Source organism: Prochlorococcus marinus str. MIT 9107 (assembly GCF_000759855.1).
In the GTDB taxonomy this organism is placed as follows: Bacteria; Cyanobacteriota; Cyanobacteriia; order PCC-6307; family Cyanobiaceae; genus Prochlorococcus_A; species Prochlorococcus_A marinus_N.
The window spans coordinates 90165-112167 of sequence record NZ_JNAI01000010.1 but is presented as its reverse complement, the minus strand read 5'-3'; the positions used below and the strand labels follow the sequence as shown (position 1 = coordinate 112167).

At 31.9% G+C, this 22003-nt stretch carries 22 protein-coding genes; 5 read left to right on the top strand and 17 right to left on the bottom strand.

All coding sequences use genetic code 11. The features are described 5' to 3' along the window. Nucleotides 1-47: 47 nt before the first annotated feature. Nucleotides 48-1646: an ABC transporter ATP-binding protein gene (locus EU92_RS01105; RefSeq protein WP_032514624.1), complete on the top strand. Its 1599-nt coding sequence runs from the start codon at nt 48-50 to the stop codon at nt 1644-1646. Here EU92_RS01105 and EU92_RS01110 read toward each other — a convergent pair. Beyond that, nucleotides 1639-2598 carry an RluA family pseudouridine synthase gene (locus EU92_RS01110; RefSeq protein ID WP_032514623.1) on the bottom strand — a complete coding sequence of 320 codons (960 nt, stop codon included), beginning with the start codon at nt 2596-2598 and terminating at the stop codon, nt 1639-1641. The two genes, EU92_RS01105 and EU92_RS01110, sit on opposite strands and share 8 nt — an antisense overlap. Then, the gene (gene ylqF, locus EU92_RS01115) at nt 2589-3461 is read right to left on the bottom strand and encodes a ribosome biogenesis GTPase YlqF (protein WP_032514622.1); all 873 of its coding nucleotides are present in this window, start codon (nt 3459-3461) and stop codon (nt 2589-2591) included. The genes EU92_RS01110 and ylqF overlap by 10 nt, the downstream gene beginning before the upstream one ends. A gap of 213 nt (nt 3462-3674) precedes the next feature. On the opposite strand from ylqF, the gene EU92_RS01120 reads away from it, so the two are divergent. Further along, complete coding sequence (locus EU92_RS01120) at nt 3675-4883, top strand: phosphoglycerate kinase (RefSeq protein WP_032514621.1); 1209 nt, start codon at nt 3675-3677, stop codon at nt 4881-4883. 1 nt (nt 4884) lies between these two features. Here EU92_RS01120 and EU92_RS01125 read toward each other — a convergent pair whose 3' ends face one another. Then, on the bottom strand, nt 4885-5610 hold the full coding sequence (locus EU92_RS01125) for a hypothetical protein (protein WP_032514620.1): 726 nt from the start codon (nt 5608-5610) through the stop codon (nt 4885-4887). 41 nt (nt 5611-5651) lie between these two features. Here EU92_RS01125 and murG point away from each other — a divergent pair, with 41 nt between their 5' ends. Beyond that, entirely contained in the window at nt 5652-6743 is a 1092-nt protein-coding gene (murG, locus tag EU92_RS01130; RefSeq protein ID WP_032514619.1) for an undecaprenyldiphospho-muramoylpentapeptide beta-N-acetylglucosaminyltransferase, read from the top strand. Here murG and EU92_RS01135 read toward each other — a convergent pair. The 10 genes from EU92_RS01135 to EU92_RS01180 form a co-directional block, all read right to left on the bottom strand. Beyond that, nucleotides 6722-7846 (bottom strand): pyridoxal phosphate-dependent aminotransferase, encoded by a 1125-nt coding sequence (locus EU92_RS01135; RefSeq protein ID WP_032514618.1) that lies wholly within the window; start codon nt 7844-7846, stop codon nt 6722-6724. The genes murG and EU92_RS01135 overlap by 22 nt on opposite strands. Before the next feature lie 16 nt (nt 7847-7862). Continuing rightward, nucleotides 7863-9032, bottom strand: a complete 1170-nt coding sequence (locus tag EU92_RS01140) for a quinone-dependent dihydroorotate dehydrogenase (RefSeq protein ID WP_032514617.1) — start codon at nt 9030-9032, stop codon at nt 7863-7865. Nucleotides 9033-9038: 6 nt separating this feature from the next. Then, a complete protein-coding gene (locus EU92_RS01145; RefSeq protein WP_032514614.1) occupies nt 9039-9758 on the bottom strand; it encodes a ribonuclease H family protein in 720 nt (239 codons plus the stop codon). Between the two features lie 47 nt (nt 9759-9805). Then, nucleotides 9806-10201 carry a 50S ribosomal protein L7/L12 gene (gene rplL, locus EU92_RS01150; RefSeq protein WP_032514612.1) on the bottom strand — a complete coding sequence of 132 codons (396 nt, stop codon included), beginning with the start codon at nt 10199-10201 and terminating at the stop codon, nt 9806-9808. A 29-nt stretch (nt 10202-10230) separates the two neighbouring features. Beyond that, entirely contained in the window at nt 10231-10758 is a 528-nt protein-coding gene (gene rplJ, locus EU92_RS01155) for a 50S ribosomal protein L10 (RefSeq protein WP_032514611.1), read from the bottom strand. A gap of 189 nt (nt 10759-10947) precedes the next feature. Beyond that, nucleotides 10948-11655 carry a 50S ribosomal protein L1 gene (gene rplA / locus EU92_RS01160; protein WP_032514810.1) on the bottom strand — a complete coding sequence of 236 codons (708 nt, stop codon included), beginning with the start codon at nt 11653-11655 and terminating at the stop codon, nt 10948-10950. A gap of 67 nt (nt 11656-11722) precedes the next feature. Next, on the bottom strand, nt 11723-12148 hold the full coding sequence (gene rplK / locus EU92_RS01165) for a 50S ribosomal protein L11 (protein WP_032514610.1): 426 nt from the start codon (nt 12146-12148) through the stop codon (nt 11723-11725). Nucleotides 12149-12215: 67 nt separating this feature from the next. Then, a complete protein-coding gene (nusG, locus tag EU92_RS01170) occupies nt 12216-12827 on the bottom strand; it encodes a transcription termination/antitermination protein NusG (protein ID WP_032514609.1) in 612 nt (203 codons plus the stop codon). Nucleotides 12828-12882: 55 nt separating this feature from the next. Further along, nucleotides 12883-13125: a preprotein translocase subunit SecE gene (gene secE / locus EU92_RS01175; RefSeq protein ID WP_032514608.1), complete on the bottom strand. Its 243-nt coding sequence runs from the start codon at nt 13123-13125 to the stop codon at nt 12883-12885. A 59-nt stretch (nt 13126-13184) separates the two neighbouring features. Beyond that, nucleotides 13185-15941, bottom strand: coding sequence for an ATP-dependent Clp protease ATP-binding subunit (locus tag EU92_RS01180; RefSeq protein WP_032514606.1), 2757 nt, complete (start codon nt 15939-15941; stop codon nt 13185-13187). A 264-nt stretch (nt 15942-16205) separates the two neighbouring features. Between EU92_RS01180 and eno the strand changes: the two genes are divergently transcribed. Next, nucleotides 16206-17498: a phosphopyruvate hydratase gene (eno, locus tag EU92_RS01185; RefSeq protein WP_032514605.1), complete on the top strand. Its 1293-nt coding sequence runs from the start codon at nt 16206-16208 to the stop codon at nt 17496-17498. A 6-nt stretch (nt 17499-17504) separates the two neighbouring features. Here eno and EU92_RS01190 read toward each other — a convergent pair whose 3' ends face one another. Further along, entirely contained in the window at nt 17505-19172 is a 1668-nt protein-coding gene (locus EU92_RS01190; RefSeq protein WP_032514604.1) for an ABC1 kinase family protein, read from the bottom strand. Further along, a complete protein-coding gene (locus EU92_RS01195; RefSeq protein ID WP_032514603.1) occupies nt 19172-19486 on the bottom strand; it encodes a hypothetical protein in 315 nt (104 codons plus the stop codon). The genes EU92_RS01190 and EU92_RS01195 overlap by 1 nt, the downstream gene beginning before the upstream one ends. Nucleotides 19487-19738: 252 nt before the next feature. Between EU92_RS01195 and EU92_RS01200 the strand changes: the two genes are divergently transcribed. Then, nucleotides 19739-20695 carry an NAD(P)/FAD-dependent oxidoreductase gene (locus tag EU92_RS01200; protein WP_032514601.1) on the top strand — a complete coding sequence of 319 codons (957 nt, stop codon included), beginning with the start codon at nt 19739-19741 and terminating at the stop codon, nt 20693-20695. Between the two features lie 22 nt (nt 20696-20717). Here the strand turns inward: EU92_RS01200 and EU92_RS01205 are convergent, their stop codons facing one another. Next, complete coding sequence (locus tag EU92_RS01205; protein ID WP_032514600.1) at nt 20718-20999, bottom strand: P-II family nitrogen regulator; 282 nt, start codon at nt 20997-20999, stop codon at nt 20718-20720. A gap of 2 nt (nt 21000-21001) precedes the next feature. Then, nucleotides 21002-22000, bottom strand: a complete 999-nt coding sequence (locus tag EU92_RS01210; protein WP_032514599.1) for a sodium-dependent bicarbonate transport family permease — start codon at nt 21998-22000, stop codon at nt 21002-21004. Between the last annotated feature and the right edge of the window lie 3 nt (nt 22001-22003).

The window sequence follows — 22003 nt, the reverse complement described above, 5'->3', positions numbered from 1 at the left end:
GCTTTAGATTTATTTTATTTAGGACTAGAAAAATTTGCTATAAAATCATGGAAATAAAAAAAGAAAAAATTCTTACAGTTAAAAACCTTACTGTTCAATATAGTTTAAAGAAGAGCCCAATAATCAAAAATTTTAATCTTGAAATAGATAGAGGGGATCATTTAGCTATCATTGGTCCCTCTGGTTGCGGAAAAACTACTTTTGCAAAAACATTAGTAAATATGTTGCCTGAACAAGCAACTTTTCAAGGCCATATATCAATTTCATGTTTAGACCCTAGAAAAATAAATAATAAAGAATCTCAATTATTTAGAAGAAAAAATTTTGGATTTATCTATCAAGATTCTATAAAAAAACTTAATCCACTAATGAAAGTTGGGGATCATTTATATGAATTATTTAAAACTCATGATCCAACTAAATCATCTTTGCATATTAAACAATTAGTGAAAGAAGTTTTTCAAAAAGTGGGCATTGAAGAAAGTATCCTTGATGCTTTTCCACATCAATTTAGTGGTGGAATGAGACAGAGAGTTTCTATAGCAATGGCTCTTGCTTTAAAACCTAAATTATTAATAGCTGATGAACCTACTACAAGCCTTGATTCCATAACAAGTTTTGAAATTATGAAAGAAATAATTCACTTATGTAATACATTCGAAACTACTTTAATTCTAATTAGTCATGATATTAATCTTGCAGCAAAGTGGTGTAAGAAAATTGCAATAATTGAGAAAGGTTCGATTATTGAAAATGGAAATATATCAGACATTCTTCAATCACCAAAGTCAGATATTGGCATAAAATTAGTAAATGCTTCGAATATAGTTTTAGAACCAAATACTAAAAACAATGTTTTAAATGAAGTAGTTTTAGAGGTTAATAACTTAAGGCATTGGTATAAATTAAATTCTTCAATTTTTCGGAATAAATGGAATAAGGCTTTAAATGAAGTAAGTTTCAAATTATATAAAAATGAGACTCTTGGAATAGTTGGTTCTTCAGGAAGCGGTAAAACTACATTATGTAGGGCTTTAATTGGCCTTCTTAAAGCAAGAGGTGGTGAAATAAAAATTTATGATACAAATCATTTATCGAAAAAAAATAAATCTTATACAAAGCACAATTTTATACAAATTATTTTTCAAGATCCTTTTTCAAGTTTGAATCCAAAAATGACAATTAAAAATCTTTTGGAAGATATTTTTTTTATTCAAAAAATTTCAGATAAAAGAAAAATTGAAAAGGAAATAAAACTCATGTTTAGAAATTTAAGTCTTCCCTTTAAGAGTGAATTTTTAAATTCTTATCCTAGCCAATTATCTGGTGGTCAATTGCAAAGAATTTCATTAGCAAGAGCGCTATTGTTGAAACCAAAAATTTTGATTTGTGATGAGAGCGTAAATATGTTAGATGCTTCAGTAAAAATAGAAATTCTTGAATTACTTAGAGACTTGCAAGAAAAAATGGATTTAACCATTATCTTTATCACTCATGATTTAGGAATTGCTCAAAGATTTTGTAATAGGTTACTAGTAATGAATCACGGAAAGATAGTTGATGAAGGAGAAAGTTCTACAATATTTACTAGAACTCAAAACATGTATACAAAATCTCTTCTAAATTCTTCTTTAAATCTTATTTAACTTTAAGAACTTTTAGTAATTTTTGAAAATCTAATGGTAATTCTGATTCAAATAACATTTCTTTTCCATTTATTGGATGAATAAGGCCAAGCTTAATAGCGTGTAACGCTTGGCCCTCTAATTTACAGGGAAGTTTTTTACATCTTCCATATAAAGGATCACCCACAATAGGATGATTAATGTGAGCGCAATGAACCCTTATTTGATGCGTTCGCCCTGTATCTAATTTGAAACTCATTAATGAGTAATTTCCTAATCTTTCTTTTAATTTCCAATAGGTGCAGGCATATCTTCCTGAAGTTTCTTCAACTACTTTATATTTCAATCTATTTAATTTATCTCTACCAATATTCCCCACTATTTGACCTTCTTCAGAATTAGGTGCTCCATGTATTACTGCAATATATTCGCGTGAAGCTATTTTTTCTTTTATTTGTTTCTGGAGATTTACTAATGCTTCTTGGCTTTTTGCTACCACCATACATCCAGAGGTATCTTTATCTAATCTGTGAACAATACCAGGTCTTAGTTTACCATTAATTCCAGGAAGATCATTACAGTGAAAAAGTAATCCATTAACTAGAGTTCCTGACTTGTGTCCAGGAGCAGGATGAACAATTAGTCCTGATTGTTTATTGATTACTATGATGTGCTCGTCTTCAAAAAGGATTTTTAAATCCATTTTTTCAGGTTTCAAATATATAAGAGGTTCTGGCGGAGGCATCCAGATTTGAACATTGTCGCCATTCTTTAATGGGGTCTTTGCTTTCGCAGTCTTATAGTTTACAAGTACTAATCCTGAATTGATGAAATGTTGAATTCTTGCTCTACTTTGTTCTGGCCTTTTACTTACCAACCATCTATCTAGTCTCATAGGAAGAGGTAGCTCATAAATAATTTCTATAAGTTCACCCTCTCCAATGCCGAAAGAATTTTTATTATTTAATTCCATGGTGGAACTTCTAATGCAATTTTACCAAGCATTTGGTTTCTATAATCTTCCAATAATTTATGAGACATTCTTCTTTTATCGCCTGAGGTATGTTTTGAAGCTGCTTCATCGATCCAATCAGATGGACTCTCAAAGCCTTTTGCAATATCAACTCCGTATCTATTAGATATTTGTTTTATTGAGATATTCGCATTCTTATCTTTTTTTAGAGTGGATATAATTTTGATAAATCCAATTGCGACACTCTCTATTTCGTAAGCAGCTTCTCCAATATCGTCACATAGTGCAAGATTAAGTGCTGATTTTTGATCTTCTAAATTTGGAGGTATAACACCAGGCGCATCTAGTAGATCTATACCACTTTCTAATTTTATCCATCTTAAATTCTTAGTCACGCCTGCTTTCCTGGCACTATTAACCACTCTTTTTTTCGCAATTCTATTAATTAATGCTGACTTGCCTACGTTAGGGAAACCAAGTGTAAGGGCTCTAATTGGCCTAATTCGCATTCCTCTAGAGATTCTTCTATGGTCAATTGTCGACCTATATTCTTTAGCTGACTTACAAATTTCTTTAATACCTATTCCTCTTTTAGCATCACACCAATGCGGATATTGATCTTTAGCATTAAACCATTTATTCCAACTAGTGATTGTATTAGGAGAGATCATGTCTGATCTGTTAATAACAAGAATATGTTTTTTATTGTTGATCCACTTGTCTAAGTGTGGATGTCCTGTTGACAAAGGAATTCGTGCATCTCTAACTTCTATAACTAAATCTACTTTATTGATAACTTCAGATAATTTCTTTTCTGCTTTTGCAATATGGCCTGGATACCATTGAATTTTGGGTATGTCCACTTCAATAAATCAAATAAAATTTTGTATTCCTTTTAATTTTTATAAGTTTCAAAAGTATTTACCTCTAAATTTTAGTATAAATTTAATAATTAAAAAATTTTTATAATAGTCAATTCTTAAAATTTATTAAGGCATAGGTAACAGTTACTACTTTTTTACCCAATAAGCCCAAATTAACGTTAGGGTTTTAAAATTAAAAATTAAGTTTGCTTAATGTCCAAATTATCTCTTTCCAGTCTTGACAAGACACATTTAGAAGGAAAAAAAGTTCTTGTCAGAGTAGATTTTAATGTTCCATTAAATGAAGATGGCCAAATAACCGACGATACACGTATTAGAGCAGCGATCCCAACTATAGAATATCTCATTAATCATTCTGCAAAAGTTATCTTAGCTGCTCATTTTGGAAGACCAAAAGGTCAGGTAAACGAAAAAATGAGATTAACCCCTGTAGTAGCAAGATTAAGTGAATTGTTGGGAAAAAATGTTGCTCTTACTAACAGTTGTATAGGTGATGAATCAGTTGCAGAATCTAATAGCTTAAATAATGGAGATGTTCTATTACTTGAAAATGTTCGTTTTTTTGGTGAAGAGGAAAAGAATGACTTGGATTTTGCTAAAAATTTAGCATCACATGCAGATATGTATGTAAATGATGCTTTTGGTGCTGCTCATAGAGCTCATGCCTCTACGCAGGGAGTTACTAATTATTTAAGTCCATCAGTAGCGGGATTTCTTTTAGAAAAAGAATTGAAATACCTTCAAGGAGCAATAGATTCTCCAAAGCGTCCATTAGCAGCAATAGTTGGAGGATCAAAGGTCAGTAGCAAAATAGGAGTGCTTGATTCTTTACTAGATAAGTGTGACAAAATTATGATTGGCGGAGGTATGATTTTCACTTTTTATAAAGCTAGAGGTCTAGATGTTGGAAAAAGCCTTGTAGAAGAAGATAAACTTGAGCTCGCCAAAGATTTAGAAGCAAAAGCAAAAGCAAAAGGAGTTGAATTATTATTACCTACTGATGTTGTTTTAGCTAATGAATTTTCACCTGACGCCGAAAGTAAAGTATCTCAAATTGATTCAATTAGTGGGAATTGGATGGGTCTAGATATTGGCCCTGATTCCATTAAAGTTTTTCAGAACGCTCTTGCAGAATGTAAGACAATAATTTGGAATGGTCCAATGGGAGTTTTCGAATTTGATAAATTTGCAGAAGGCACAAATGCAATAGCTACGACCCTTGCGGACTTAAGTGCTTTTTCTGAAGTTTGTACAATAATTGGTGGTGGAGATTCAGTTGCAGCAGTTGAGAAAGCAGGATTAGCAGAGAAAATGTCTCATATATCTACTGGAGGTGGGGCTAGCTTGGAACTTTTAGAAGGTAAAACTTTACCTGGTGTAGCTGCTTTAAACAACGCTTAGGCTATATCTCATCAACGATATCAATACTCTTTGTGAAAGTAATCATTCCCTCTGGATGAGCTATGATTCCTGACCAAATTTGTATCCCTGTTTTTGAAGGGGCTCTAGTCATTTTAAAAATTCCTCCAGACGCTAATGGCTCCAATAATATTTCTTGTTCAAATAATGAATTAACTTGATGAGGTTTTATAGCTCCCGCAATAATTACTTCTTCAAGAGGTTTATTAAGAATTATATCGATATCATATTTTGAGCCAGTAAGAACTTTATCAGGAATTTTAAAACTAATATCTACGTTATTATTATCATTTCTTATTGTTGTGAATAAATTTTTGATGATCCCTTTATCTATTTTTCCATTTATAATTGAAAAAAAATAATCAAAATTGGATTCGAGTATATGTATTTCTCCGTTAACTATTTTTTTTCCTGAAACTTTTATTCGAAAAATATCTTTATTTGGAATTTGTGATTTTAATCTTTTGATTTTCCATTTACTATCGGGGAAATCATTAATAATCTTTGAAAATTGTTTTGTTATATTTTTGTTTTCTTCATTTCTAAAATATTTTCTAAAAAATTCTAAATCTCTCCCATTTAAAGAGTTCTCTAGATTTCTTTCAAGGTTAACACTTAAAGTTTGCGTTATTGCTGAATAAGGAATAATGAGATAAATAAATAAGTAGAGAGGAACACCTATATTTTTAAATAAGTTTAATTTAAACATATTTCTTAGTTGTTATTTTCATTCTACTAATTAAAGTTTTTATGTCTAAAAAAAATAATTTATTAATTGCAGCTAGTGGAACAGGAGGGCATATTTTCCCAGCTTTAGCAGTTTCTAAAGAGCTAGAAGATGAATGGAATATTCATTGGTTGGGGGCCCATCAAAGACTTGATGCAAATTTTATTCCCAAAAAATATAATTTGACCACTTTGAATATAAAAACACCAAGAAAAAATATTTTTTTATTTTATCAATATATAGAAATTTTAATGTCAACTTTCCAAATAATTCGAATTTTAAAAGAAAAAAAAATTAATTTGGTTTTTACTACTGGAGGTTATATCTCAGCTCCTACTATTGTTGCTTCAAAACTTCTCAGGATACCTGTCATTATTCATGAATCAAATTTAATGCCAGGTATGGTTACGAAATATTTTGGTTTTTTATGTGACTATGTTCTTTTAGGATTTAAGAAAACAAATTCCTATTTAAACAACTGTAAAACTATTTTCACTGGTACCCCTTTACGGGAGCAATTCTATAAATCTAATCTCTTGCCAGAATGGGTCCCAAAAGGAAAAGGACCTCTTTTGATTGTTATGGGAGGTAGTCAAGGAGCAAAAGCCATAAATCAAATTGTTTACGAATCTCTAGAATTTTTACTGAAAAAACAGTTTCGGATAGTACATATTACTGGAAAATATAATCAAAAAACCTTTCAGATGAAAAGTTCAAAAAATTATGTTCAAAAGAAATTTACTAATGAAATCGCAGCTTTAATGCAAAATTGCGATCTTGTAATATCTAGATCAGGTGCAGGAACAATAAATGAATTAATAGAGACTGAAAAACCTTCAATTTTAATCCCATATCCTTATTCTAAAAATAATCATCAGGAGAAAAATGCAATAATTCTTGCTGAAAATGGAGTCTCAGTTTTAATTAATCAAAGCAAAATTTCTAAAGAATTATTTGAAGAAACAATAGAAAGAATTTTTAAAATAAAATTAAAAAATGGAAAAAATCAATATGAAATATTAGATCTCATGAAGAGCAACATGGAAAATAATAATAAAATTAAATCTAAAGTTGAGATAAAAAAATTAATTAATTATTTTTTAAAGGAATTTTGAATCTCTCTACATAAAAGACTATTATTTTCCTTGCTCTGCAAACTTATTCTCGCCCATTTTTCGTCAAGAAATCTAAATGAAGTACATTCTCTAAGTAATATACCTTTCTTTTCTAAGTATTTTATATTCGGTGACAAAGATTTGTTACTCTCTATTAAAAAAAAGTTGGTTGAAGAATTATGAACTTTAAGGTTTTCTATTTTTGATAATTTTAAGCAAACTCTTTCCCTTTCAATATTTATCCAGGTGTGAATCTGCCTTGTCCATTGTTCATAGAATTTCTTGTTACTTAGTAGTTCAATTCCAGCTTTAATAGCAAAGGAATTTAATGGCCAAGGATCTCTAATTATGTTCCATTCCTTAAGTTTCTTCGATGAGCCAATAACATAACCTAATCTAAGACCTGGAATATTGAAGATTTTGGTCAAGCTTCTTAAGACTAATAAATTATCATATTTTTTGGTTAATGGTATTAAAGATTCTTTTTCTCCATTAGGTGTTATCGATAAGAAAGCCTCATCACAGATAACTAACTTATATTTATTTATAATTGCCTCCAATGAATTTTTCTCCCACAATTGGCCGGTAGGGTTATGTGGATTTGTTATCCAAATAACATCTCCTTTGGGATTAAATGGAAATGATTGAGGAAAAGTATTATTCCAGTTTTTTGGTAATTCGCAATGTACGAAATTGCTTTTCCAACAATTTAAAGATCTTTCATAATCAACAAAGCTTGGAGAAGGAATACAACTGATCCCAAATTTGGATGCTTCGTAACCTGCCCAAGTTATTAGCTCAGAAGCTCCATTTCCAGGCAATATAGTTTCTGGATTTATCCCATGAAATTTACCAATTATTTCTTTTAAATCACTCAAGTTTCTCTCAGGGTAATATCTAAATCCAAGATTCTTAATTTCGTCATTTAATGAATCTATTAGTATTTGAGGCGGGGGAAAGGGTACTAATGAGGCACTTGAGTCAATAATTTCAGAGGGTAATAAATTTAATCTTTTTGCATTTGCATATACATTCCCTCCATGTTTTAAGTTTGATATTTGCATTCCTTCTGTTGTGTAATCATTAGTTTCCAATTTATTCATTATTCAGTTTCTGAGTTTATTCAACCCATTTTAAATCTGAGCCAATGGCCTCTCTTATATTAGATAATTGATGGTTATTGAGTTGCTTTATAATTCCTTGAAGTATATCTGGTACTAATTGTGGCCCCTTATATATCCATCCTGTATAAAGTTGAATTAATGATGCTCCAGAACAAATCCTTTCCCAAGCTGACTCAGGACTATCGATCCCACCAACGCCAATTAAAATAATTTTTTTGTCAATATTATTTATATGTTTTATTATTTTATTTGCTTTTTTTTGTAGAGGCTTTCCACTTAATCCTCCATTTTCTTCTGAAAGTAATAATCCTGTTTGACTTATCTTTCTATTTTCAAGACCTAATCTATCAATACTAGTATTAGTAGCAATTATTCCGTCGATATTTTCCTCGATTATTAATTGACAAATATCTTCAATATCTTTAAGGCTTAAATCTGGCGCAATTTTTACAAATAAGGGGGGACAATTAGGTAAATCTTTAATTTCTTTAAGAAGTTCTTTTAGCAGAATTGGATCTTGCAACTTTCTTAGTCCTTCAGTATTTGGAGAACTTACGTTTATTGCTGCATAATCACAATATGGAATTAATAATTTTAGAGAAGTTAAATAATCATCTTTAGCTTGAGATAAATCAGTAATTTTAGATTTGCCGAAATTTATTCCCAAACAAATATTCTTCCTGTTTTCTTTAAACTCAATACCTTGTTCAAGAAAGTTTTTAACTAGATTTTCAGCACCATTGTTATTGAAACCCATCCTATTTAATGCGGCCTCTTCTTCTGCTAATCTAAATAACCTTGGTTTGGGATTCCCATTTTGAGCAAATTTAGTTACTGTACCAAGTTCAGCAAAACCAAAACCAAAATTTCTCCATATATTTGCAGCATTTCCATTTTTGTCAAAACCAGCAGCTAAACCAATTGGATTACAAAAATTTATTCCACATATTTTCTGAGTTAATCTTTTATCAACTATAGAAAACTCTTCATTTAGATTTTTTAGGATTGATGAAACTATAGGCCAATTATGTTTTCTTGAACTGAATGATAGAAGGCTAAGAGATAAATTAGTTAAATATTCTGCATCTATGCCAGAATCTTTTTTTAGTATAGGAGTCATCAAGTTTTTATAAAGATTTTTAAATACTTCCTTCTGTTCCTTCATAAAAAATTAGGATTCTTTTTTTTCTATTATCCAATATTTTTTATCTTTAGGAATGAATCTCCAATTGCGCCATTCAAAAAATAAATATTTTTCTATCTTTAACTGGTATTCTGCGCCCAATAAGTTAATTAGTTCTGGTGAACTTAATAAGTACTTTTTTTCTGCAAATTTTTGGATTAATACATTTCTTGAAAATAATTCTTGAATTTTAGGAGGTGCATTTTTTTCAAAAAAGTCAACAGAGGATTCTGCTTCTTTTGAGTTAATCTCTATAGAAATACCTTTGCTGTAATTAGTTGCGATTTTATCAACCCTGTCGTTTTGTCGATCTCCGCTATGACCCTTAACATATTCCATTATTAAGCCATTAATTCTTAATTGATCAATTTTTTGCCATAAATCAAGATTTTGAACTGATTTCCCTGAGCTTGTTTTCCATCCATTTTTCTTCCAATTAATAATCCATTTTGTATACCCTTCTATGACATATTTACTATCAGTTCTTAATTTAAAGTTCTCTTTTAATGTATAGTTTTTTAATTTCTCTAGAGTTTTTATAGCAGCTGTTAGTTCCATTCTATTGTTAGTGGTATTTTTTTCGGAACCACCTATTTCTAATTCACTGTTATCTTCGAATATTATTAAACCACCCCAACCACCTGGACCTGGATTACCACTGCAGGCTCCATCTGTTGCAGCTTCAATTGCAATAGTATTACTATTCATAATTTTTGAAGCCGATATTAATTTTACCGGCTTGAAAAAATGTACTTTTACTTAAGTGTAACTTTACCGCCAGCTTCTTCAATCTCTTTCTTTAAAGATTCAGCATCTGCTTTGGCAATTCCTTCTTTTACTGTTTTTGGTGCGGATTCAACAAGTGCTTTTGCATCTCCAAGACCTAAACCAGTTGCATTTCTTACAACCTTAAGTACTTTTATTTTTGCAGCTGCATCAAAGCTTTCTAGAACTACATCAAATTCAGTTTTTTCTTCGGCAGCGCCACCATCTCCATCACCACCAGCTGCTCCTGGAGCTGCCATTACTACACCTGCTGAAGCAGCAGCAGATACACCAAAAGCCTCTTCAATTTTCTTTACAAGCTCAGATGCTTCTAAAAGTGAGAGAGACTTTAATGATTCAAGAATTTCTTCAGTTTTTGCGGACATTTTCTTAAAAATTTAATTAGGTTTTGAATTTAAGATTCTGATTTTTCAGAATGTTGTTTAAGTGATCTAGCAAGTCCAGAAGGCACTTCGTTGATAGAGATCGCAATTTTTGTTGCAACGCCATTTAGAGCGCCAGCAATTTTTGCCATCAATACTTCTTTAGATGGAAGACTTGCGATTTCTTTTATTTCAGAATCGCTAAGAAGTCTGCCTTCAAATAAAGCTCCTTTGGTTTCGGATTTTTGGGTGTCTTTTTGAAAAGATTGGATCGCTTTTACAGCACCACCAACATCTTCTTTAATTAAGACAAAAGCATTTGTTCCGGAAAGTAAAGATTCAAGATCGTTCCAATTACTATCTCCATCAATAGCTTTACGCATTAATGAATTTTTAGTAACTTTGCAAATGCCTTTAGTTGTTTGCAATCTAGATCGCAAATCCGACATCTCTTTGATAGTTAAACCTTTATAGTCAAGAACCAAAGCCATTTCCGAATCGTTTAAGAGGGATTTAATCTCATTAACGATTTTTTGCTTATTCTCTAGTGTTCGGCCCATTGTTGTTTTTTGGATCGTAATTTAGGGAGAGCAGGAAATGCGGCAAAGTCCATTTAAAGAGGCCGCTTTTATTAGATCCAAAAAGAAATAATTAAGACGAGTCCTCGGTAGGGATTAAAAATTTAGAGAAACTAAATAAACCTACTTTCTTTGGCCGTATTATTGCACTTTAAATTATACTACAAAGGGTTAACCTTCAGATTGGTAATCTTGTACTGCATTTATGTCTACTTGAACTGAAGGTCCCATAGTTGAAGTTATATAAAAACTTTTCCAAAATTTTCCTTTTGCTCCACTTGGTTTGTTTTTATCAATTGATTCTTGTAAGGTTTTTAAGTTGTCAAATAGCGCCTCTTTTGTAAAACTTGCTTTTCCAAAACGTACATGAACGATACCTGCTTTATCTGCTCTAAATTCGAGCTTACCAGCTTTAAATTCTTTTATTGCATTCGCAATATCATTAGTTACTGTGCCAGCTTTAGGATTAGGCATTAAACCTCTAGGTCCTAAAACTCTTCCTAATTTTGCAACCTTTGGCATCATATCTGGAGTTGCAATAAGTAGATCAAAATCCATATTTCCTTTGTTGATACTTTCCACAAGATCTTCTTCTCCGAATAAATCTGCGCCTGAAGACTTAGCTTTCGATACATTCTCGCCGCTTGTGATTACTGCGATTTTAATGCTTTGACCAGTACCATGGGGTAAAGCAACTGTGGTTCTTAATTGTTGATCAGTATATTTTGGATCAATACCTAACCGTATATGCGCTTCTATAGTTTCATCAAATTTAGCGTTTGCATTTTCCTTGATAATACTAAGAGCTTCAAGTGGTGCATAAATGCGATCTTCTATCTTTGTTGATAGAGCCGCCATTCTTTTTGATAGTTTTTTCATATGTAATTTTGGGTACAAACGGTTATTGACTAACCTCCCCTAAATAGTGGGTAATTTTGTATTGAACTCAATCAGTAATAGAGACACCCATATTACGAGCAGTACCCTCAATTACTTTCATTGCTGATTCAATACTAGAACAGTTTAAATCAGGAAGCTTAGTTTTGGCTATTTCTTCTAATTGAGCTTTACTTATATTCCCAACAGAGCCATTCGCAGATTCACCTGATCCTTTTTCTATCCCCGCTGCTTTTGTTATTAAGACGGAAGCAGGTGGCGTTTTTGTAATAAAAGTAAAGCTCCTATCTTCAAAAACAGAAATCTCAACTGGAATAACAAAACCTGCTTTATCTTGTGTCCTTGCATTGTATTCTTTACAGAATGCCATAATATTGACCCCATGTTGTCCTAAAGCTGGTCCAACAGGGGGAGCAGGATTTGCTTTGCCTGCTTGTAGAGCAAGCTTAATAACTGCAACAATTTTTTTTGCCATTAGATTAGAGAATTTAAGCTGAGGTGGAAAATCATTATTTTACTCGATAAACAATAACAATTAGAAATTAATTTTGTTTATTGATTTGGGAGAATTCTAATTCTACAGGAGTCTCGCGCCCAAATATTGAAAGTAATGCTTTTAATTTATTTCTTTCCCCAGAAACTTCTATTACCTCTCCCTGGAAATCCTTGAATGGGCCACTAGTTACTATGATTCTATCTTTTTCTTCAATATCTAATTTGATGACAGCTTTTTTCTCTGATGCGCGCTTAAAGATTCTATTAACTTCTTGCCTGGATAATGGTCGAGGTTTGATATGACCTCGTGATCTCCCGCTGCCTCTACCGTCTTCAGCACCAACAAAGTTAATTACATTTGGAGTACTTTTTACAGCCATCATTGTATCTTCATCCAAAATCATTCTTACTAGGACATAACCTGGGAAAACTTTTTCTTCAGTAGTCTGTCTGCTTCCATCTTTTTTTAATTTAATTCCAGGAGTTTGGGGAATTTCAATTTCAATGATTCGATTATTAACTCCTAAAGTTACTGATCTCTGCTCCAGAGTAGCTTTTACTTTTTTTTCACAACTTGATGCAACTTGAATTGCATACCATCTTGCGATGCTAGTATTTGCTTTTGAAGAAGGAAGGTTTGTAGTTAATTCATTACTCATTTTTTTTTTGGAAAATTAATTAAAATCTGTATCAAAATGGATATTAAGGGATAATTCAACCAAAAATTTGAGAGGCTGCCCATCCAAAGAATCTGCTGACAGATGCTATGGCTGCCGCAGAAAAGGATACCATAATTATAACCGCAACCGATTCGCTAAAAAGTTGTTGTTTGTTTGGCCATACGACAAGTTTAAACTCATCGTAAGTAGATCTTAAAAAATTATTCTTTTTTTTAGGTTCTTCAATTTGAGGGGAATCTTTTTTAAGAGGTTCTTGATTAGTAGTAGGACTTGTCACAAGATTTTTTGGAATTTTGCTTTACGCATTAATTTTATTTTAGCTTATCGATTTACTCCTCAGCTAGGTCTGAAGACAATCTCATCTTTTTTAGCGGGGTTAAGTTTAATTGTGATATTTTTTTTGTTTTTAAAATTGTCCTCTAACAGTTTTGCAGCTAAGGGATTTTCTATCTGTCTTCTAAGTTCCCTGCCAAGTGGTCTAGCTCCATATTCAGGTTCGTAAGAATCGTTCGCAATTTTATTGATAACTTTTTTGTCTATAGCGATATTTATTTTCTGTTCAAGAAGAAGGTTCTTTAAATCTTCTGTTTGTAGAATAATTATTTTTTGAAGTTCATCAATAGATAATGGATTAAACTTTACTACTTCATCAATTCTATTTAGAAATTCCGGTCTAAAAATTGAAGACAATGTATTACTAATAGAATTTTCTAGAGTTTGTTGATCTTTTTCTAACTTTTCCTCACTTTTAGAAATCTTTTGTGAATACTCAAGTATAACTTTCCCTGCCAGGTTACTTGTCATAATGATAACGGTATTTTTGAAGTCCACTGTTCTTCCTTGAGAGTCAGTTAATCTACCTTCATCTAAGACTTGTAAAAGGATATTAAAAACTTCTGTATGTGCCTTCTCTATCTCATCAAGAAGTATTACTGAATAAGGTTTGCGTCTTACAGCTTCAGTTAATTGTCCTCCCTCTTCATAACCAACATAGCCTGGAGGAGCTCCTAAAAGTCTTGCTACTGCATTTTTCTCCATATATTCACTCATGTCTAATCTTAAAAGTGCTTCTTCTTCATCAAATAAAGCTGATGCAAGAGATTTTGCTAATTCTGTTTTGCCAACACCTGTAGGACCCATAAATAAAAAAGAACCAATGGGTCTTTTTGGACTTTTCATCCCAACGCGAGCTCTTCTAATTGCAGAAGAAACAGCTTCTATAGCTTTTTCTTGTCCAATAACTTTTTCACTTAATTCTTTTTCTAAATTAACTAATTTCATACGTTCACTTGAAACTACTTTAGAAATTGGAATTCCTGTGATTTTTGAAATAACATCTGCAATATCATCTGGTTCAACTTGATATCTAAAAGGGAAATTTCTATTTTTCTTTATTTTATTGAAGTTTTCTTCAACTTTTTGTATTTCATTCTCTATTTCACTTAAATCTTCTTCAAGCTTCTCTAAAAATTCCAGATCATTTGCAATCAAACGATTTGATCTATCTTTAATTTTTTTAGTTAGCTTATCTTCTTCTTTCATCAAAATAGATAATTGTTCCATTTCTTCTCGAAAAAAATTCCAATTGTCGAAAAGAACATTCAATTTTGCCTCTGATTGTTGCCTAACATTTAATAGTTTTTCTTTCTCTTCGATATTTTTACTTAGCAAATTATTCAATTTTTTATCAATAGTATAAATTTTGTTTTCTTGTTGGAGAATCAATTGGGGCTTGTTATTAGATTCGATTTTTAATTGTGCTGCTGCTTCATCAATTAGATCTATTGCTTTATCAGGGAGATATTTATCGCTGATATATCTGTCGGCCAACTTTGCAGAATAATTCACAGCGTCTTCAGAAATTCTTATGCCATGATGTAGTTCATATTTCTTTTTGATGCCTTGCAGTATTTGTGCACTCAATTCTACTGAAGGTTCATTAACAGCTATCTTTTGAAAGCAATTATTCAATGCTTGATCTTTTTCAATAGTTTCACGAAATTTTTCAGGTGTTGTTGTACCAATACATCTAAGTTCTCCCTCAGCTAGTAAGGGTCTCAAGATATTACTAATATCAGCAGTAGATCTGTCAGAACTTAATATTGAGTGGATTTCATCAATAAATAAAATCATTCCTTGGCTTGGATCGTTTAATTCTTGAAGTATTAAGCTTAGCCGTTCCTCTAATTGACCTCTAAATTTTGTCCCAGCAACTAATGCACCTAAGTCAAGTGAAATAATTTTAAAGTCTTTTAATGAATCAGGAACTTTTTTTTCTATAATTAATTGTGCTAGTAATTTCGCAATTGAAGTTTTACCCACTCCAGGGTTGCCGATAAGTATGGGATTATTTTTGTTTCTTCTGCATAGTACCCTCATCAAATTATTGATCTCATTTTCTCTTCCTATAACAGGATCAAGTAAAGCTTTTTTGGCTGATTCTGTTAAATCTTTTCCATAAAGTGAAAGAGCATTATCATCTTTTCCAATTTGTTTTTTGGTTTCGACTTGGAGTTCACTTTTAGGTAAAGGAACAATAGCTTTATCTAGATTCTTTTTATTCACTAAAGTCCCTTGGTTCGATTCAAAATTTGATTGATTATTGATCTCAATTACATTCTTAAAATCAACAGGATTTTTCGATTGATTAATATTTGGGGAAAACTTTAATTCTTCCTCTAATTTTTCAATTGAAAGATTGCCTTCTTGAAAAACATAATTACCAATTCTTAAATCTCTTCCAAGAGCAATTAGTAAATGTGGGATTTCTATTAATCTCGATCCCCATTGAATTTTAATCTGATTTGCATTATCTAATAAAATTTCTAAATCTTCTCCTATTGTGAAAATATCTGAATCATTTATTGGTGTCTCTTCTAAGAAATCTTCCGTTATATCTAAAACTGTATCTTGGTCTATTGATAATTTCTCAATGAAAGCAAAGAATTCACTTGATGTAAACAACGTATGAATTATGTGTTCAATATTAAATTCGCTATGATCCCATTTTTTTGCTGTTTCTTCCCCTAATAGAAGAAGATTCCAACTTATATCGCTAAAAAGTTCAGGACTTGATGTAAGGGTTTCTCTCATAAACTATAAAAAACTATAGTTGGCTATTATTAAATATTCTAAATAGGATATGCATTAATTATCATCTAATAATTTTCAAATTGTAAGATGAAATTGAAAAATATGTTCATGAAAGACATTGTTCAAAGTTTGGAATAAATAAGAGCCTTAATGTGCATCTAAGTTGTTCTCTAATCAAAAATTATATTTGATTAACATATATATTTCAGATGTTAGCCAAATAGTTCAGCTATTAATTAGGATTTAAATAGTAATAATTAAATTGTGAAAGAAACTATTGATTTTCTAATTGATACCATTGAAGCAAGGCAAGTCCTTGATTCAAGAGGTAATCCGACTGTAGAGGCAGAAGTATTTTTGGAATGTGGGGCAAGTGGTAGAGCGATTGTTCCTAGCGGAGCCAGTACTGGTGCCCATGAGGCTCATGAATTAAGAGATGGCGGTTCAAAATATATGGGAAAAGGAGTTTTAAATGCTGTTAATAAAATTCATGAAACAATATCGCCTGCCTTATGTGGTTTGTCAGCTTTAGATCAAACAGAGGTAGATAATTTAATGATTGAAATTGATGGGACTCCTAATAAATCTAATCTTGGAGCCAATTCAATCCTTGCAGTAAGTCTTGCAAATGCAAGGGCTTCAGCAAATGCCTTGGGCATACCTCTTTACAGGTATCTTGGAGATCCTTTATCTAATCTTCTTCCAGTACCATTGATGAACGTAATAAATGGAGGTGCTCATGCGCCCAATAGTCTTGATTTTCAGGAATTTATGCTTGTCCCTCATGGAGTGCAAAATTTCAGTGAATCACTAAGAATGGGTACTGAAATTTTTCATTCACTCAAATCATTGCTTGATATAAAAGGCCTATCTACTGCTGTAGGCGATGAGGGTGGATTCGCACCTGATTTATTATCGAGCGAAGAAGCCGGAGACTTACTGTTAGAGGCCATTCAAAAAGCTGGATTTATTCCTGGTGAGCAAGTTTCCTTAGCTTTAGATGCAGCTAGTACTGAATTTTATAACGATGGCATTTATAAATTTGAGGGGAAAAGTTTAAATAGTTCTGAAATGATTTCATATTTTTCAAGATTAGTTTCTAATTATCCAATAGTTTCAATAGAGGACGGTTTAGCAGAAGATGATTGGGAGGGTTGGTCAGAATTAAATAATGAACTAGGCAATAAAGTTCAGCTTGTAGGTGATGACTTATTCGTAACTAATACAGAAAGGTTAAGAAAAGGGATTATTGAAAAATCTGCTAATTCTATCCTAATAAAGGTAAATCAAATCGGAACATTAACTGAAACTTTGGAAGCGATTGAGTTAGCCAAAACTTCTGGTTTAACAAGTGTTATAAGTCATAGAAGTGGTGAGACTGAAGATACAACAATTGCTGATCTATCTGTAGCTACAAGATCTGGCCAGATCAAGACTGGCTCTTTAAGTAGAAGTGAAAGGATTGCAAAATATAACAGACTTTTGAAAATTGAGGAGGAATTAGGAAATAAAGCAAGATTTGCTGGTGCTTTAGGTTTAGGTCCAAAAAATATATAGTTTTTTCTAGCGCTTAAGTTTTTCTAATCGTGAGCCTTTACTCATACTTAATTGGCATTTTATCCAATCAATGGTTATTGGTAGTGCAAAAAATAATGGTAACAATGCAAAATTATTTTGCTTATTAGTTACAAGTAAAGCAGATGCAATTGATAAGCTTCCTATAAGAATTGAATGGCCTAATGTTTTTTGGGCAGTAAACATTTTTTTAAATTGTCTATCAGACTCTCCCATCCTAATTTGTAACTGTAAATCGCCCTGCTCTAATCTTTCTAAACTTTCATCAATTCTTTTAGGAATTCCCACAGCTTTGGATCCTATTTCACCTACTTGCCTTCCAAATTGGTTAATTAAATCGTTGGGAGTTTGATTATTAGAAGTCATAAGTTCTATTAAATAAGGCTTGGTAACTGATACAAGATTAAACCCTGGGTCAAGCATTCTGCCAACCCCTTCAAAAGTTGATAAAGCTCTCATAACAAAAATTAAATCCACTGGCAGTTGAAATGGTGTTTCATAAACAAGTTCATATAAATCTCCAGATAATTTTTCAATTATATTTGGACTAAATGGTGGAGTTAAGGCTTCTTTAAGCATCAATCTGACTAATCTTCTTACTGGTCCTATATCAATATCTTTTGAAATTAGTCCAGCTTGTTGTAATTGACTTACAAGGGATGAGGTATCTCTTAAAGCAGCTGCCTTAACCATTGCTCCTAATCTTGTTTGAAGTTTGATAGAGATATTACCCATCATTCCAAAATCGTAAAAAATTAATTTACCTTTATTTGAAACAGCTAGATTCCCTGGATGAGGATCTGCATGAAAAAAACCGTAATTCACTAATTGTTTCAAGTAGCTGATGGCGCCAATTTCTGCAATTTTTGGCAAATCAATTTTTTGAGATCGTAATTTTTCTAAATCACTTATTTTTGTTCCTCCTAGATAACTTAGACAAAGCACTTTTTCACTGCTCATGTCCCAAATTACTTTAGGAACTTCAACATTTTCATCATCAAGAAATTGCTGTCTAAATCTTGCTGCATATTGTGCTTCACAATTAAAATCAAGCTCCTTCATAAGAACTTTCCTACACTCTTTTGCAATCTCAACCCAGTTTCTTCCTCTACTCCAATTCCTGTTTTTCTGTAATAATCCTGCTATTTGCTGCATAATACCCAAATCGATAATAAATAATTCTTTTAAATTGGGCCTTTGAACTTTAAATACTACTTTTTTGCCATCTATTAAAGTTGCCCTATGAACCTGAGCCAATGATGCTGATCCAACCGGATCACATATTATTTGATCTATGTGATCAAATCTTGGCCCTAATTCTTCTCTAATGGTTTCTTTAACTTGCTCAAATGAAAATTTAGGAACTTGATCCTGTAATTTAGATAATTCCTTAATCCAGGTGTTAGGAATTAAATCAGGTCTCGCAGATAATAATTGTCCAATTTTAATAAATGCAGAACCAAGCTTGATTAATTGATTAGTAAACCATCTTGCCCGTTTAATTTGGACCTTCCTTTTTTTATTTATATTAGTTTGGAAGATTGTGAACCTAATATTATCTAGCCACAAATTCATTAAAAGAGAAATCAGGGTTATCCAAATACGAAAGCCCCTCTTAAATTTTTTTAAACGATAATTAAGAATGTGATGGCTCATTAAATTTGGTTATTCATTTTTTTATTAATTACGTCAATTTGCTTATTAATACCTTCAATTTCATTTAAAGCTTTTTTTATTTTGGAATTTTTAAAAGTATATGTGTTCTCATCATTTTGGATATCCTCTGTTTTTTCCATCTTTGAGGCTTCTTCGATGATGGATTCTTTCAAGTTATCAAATTCTTTTTTGAGAATCTCTGGAGTATCCTGTGCAATATTTGTTGCTTCTTCAATTTTTTCAACCAATATCTCATTTAATTTCTCGGTTACTTTTTTAATAGCAGCTTTTAAAAGATAATCAGAGTTGGTCATGAAAAATATACTGTTTCTTTAGCAATTATCTTAATGAACATGATCTAATAATAGATCAATTTAGAACAATTCAGGTAACTGATCGTTTTGATAGCTAGATTTTATATTTTTCCTATGTAAGTTTGTTTCTATATTATACTTTTTTCTTTTTTTTCTTTTACCTTATATTTATATATAGGTTAGGAATTAACATTAAATATATCTTCTAACCAAAAACTCATCTAATTAACTACTAAAAGGAGTTTTATTAAATTGGAAATTATTGAGTCAGATGTAGTTATTATCGGAGGAGGTCCAGCTGGATGCACTTGCGCACTTTATACATCTCGTTCAAACTTAAAGACAGTAATTTTAGATAAAAATCCATCTGTAGGCGCATTAGCGATAACTCATCAGATAGCTAATTACCCTGGTGTTCCTGTTGATATAAGTGGGGAGAAATTACTTAATCTAATGAGAGAGCAGGCTATTGAATATGGTACAGACTATAGAAGAGCACAAGTGTTTGGGATAGACGCTAGTGGAGAATGGAAAATGGTTTATACCCCTGAGGGTACCTTCAAGGCTAAAGCACTTGTTCTTGCAAGTGGAGCAATGGGCAGGCCTGCATCATTTAAGGGTGAAGCGGATTTTCTTGGTAAAGGAGTAAGTTATTGTGCTACATGTGATGGAGCTTTTTATAAGAATAGAGAAGTTGCTGTTGTTGGCGCAAATAAGGAGGCAATTGAGGAGGCAACTGTCCTCACTAAATTTGCATCAACTGTACATTGGATTACATCAAGTGATCCTAAACCAGATAATGAAGAAGCTTTGGAATTGATGGATAATTCAAATATAAAACATTGGAGTAGGACAAGATTATTGGAAATCTTGGGTGATGATATGGGTGTGAATCGAGTTATTGTAAAAAATAAACAAGATGAAAATCCTATTAATTTGAATTTAGATGGAGTCTTTGTCTATATGAGTGGGTCAAAGCCAATTACTGATTTTTTAGGAGATCAGATCGCTTTAAAAGAAGATGGAGGAGTAATTGTAGATGACTTTATGTCTACAAATTCTAATGGAGTATGGGCTATTGGAGATATAAGAAATACACCATTTAAGCAAGCCATTGTTGCCGCCTCTGATGGATGCATCGCCGCAATGTCAATTGATAGATATTTGAATAGTAGAAAAAATATAAGAGTAGATTGGATTCACTCTTAAAAATAACTTTAAATAAATTAATTTATAGTGGCGTTGCTTCTGAAATATAAGCAACTCCACCATAGTAACTTAGCTCGGCCTTAATATTATCTCTCATCTGATCAATTAATTCTTGCTCGCAAAAAACGATAACATGTGCATTTGCTCCTAATCCAGTAAACTCCATATCTTCAGTAACCACTCTTTCTGGACCTCTTCCAGTGGCATGTTTCATAATTGTATATCCAGGAACGTTAGCCTTTTCTAATGTTTTAATAATGGCATCAAGTTCTCTTTCACTAAAGATTAAATCTAATCGTTTCATTTTTATAATGTGGCAAGTGGAATAATTTTATTTACTAGACTCATATATATTGGGATTCCAAGAACTATATTGAAAGGGAAAGTTAAACCTAACGTTGTAGAAATATAGTAACTGGATTTAGCTTCTGGTACTGTCATCCTCATGGCGGTAGGTACTGCTAAATAAGAGGCACTAGCACATAAAACCACAAATAAAAGAGAATTACCAGGTCCTAAAGATAAAAATTTTGCAACGAAAACACCTATTAATGAATTGAATATCGGCATTAAAATTGCAAAACCGATTAGAAATGAACCAGCTTTTTTTAGACTAGGTAATCTTTGAGCTGCAACTATGCCCATGTCTAATAGAAAAAAACACTCTGCACCATAGAATAAATCTTTAGTAAAAGGTTCCATCTTTTCAATGCCTGAAGGATTAGTTGAGGCAATAAGAAATCCTATTATTAGACTAGAAATTAATAAATAAACTGAACCATTTAAAATAGACTCATGAAGAATTGCACTAAGGTGCATCTCCCTCGAGTTAGGTCTGTTCCTTGGGGCTGCAAATTTCACAAGTAGCAAACCAACAATAATTGCTGGAGACTCCATCAAAGCTAAAGCTCCAACCATGAATCCATCAAAATCTATATTTTGACTGTCTAAAAAACTTTCAGCGGATATGAATGTAACCGCGCTAATAGAACCGTAAGCAGCTGCAATCGCAGCAGAGTTGAAAACATTAAATTTGTACCTCAATATTAAGAATCCAATTAAAGGAATTATTAGCGACATTAGTATCGCAGCCCCTAGAGTAGGTAAAACCTGATCGGTAAACCCACTTTTCTGAATTTCTATTCCACCTCTAAATCCAATTGCTAAAAGCAGATATAAAGAAAATAGCTTTGGTAATGGTGCAGGTATTTCTAAATCAGATTTAAAAAATACAGCAATTGCTCCAATTAAAAAAAATAGTACAGGCGGTGCTAATACATTTTGCAGTATTGGATTTACTTCCATAGA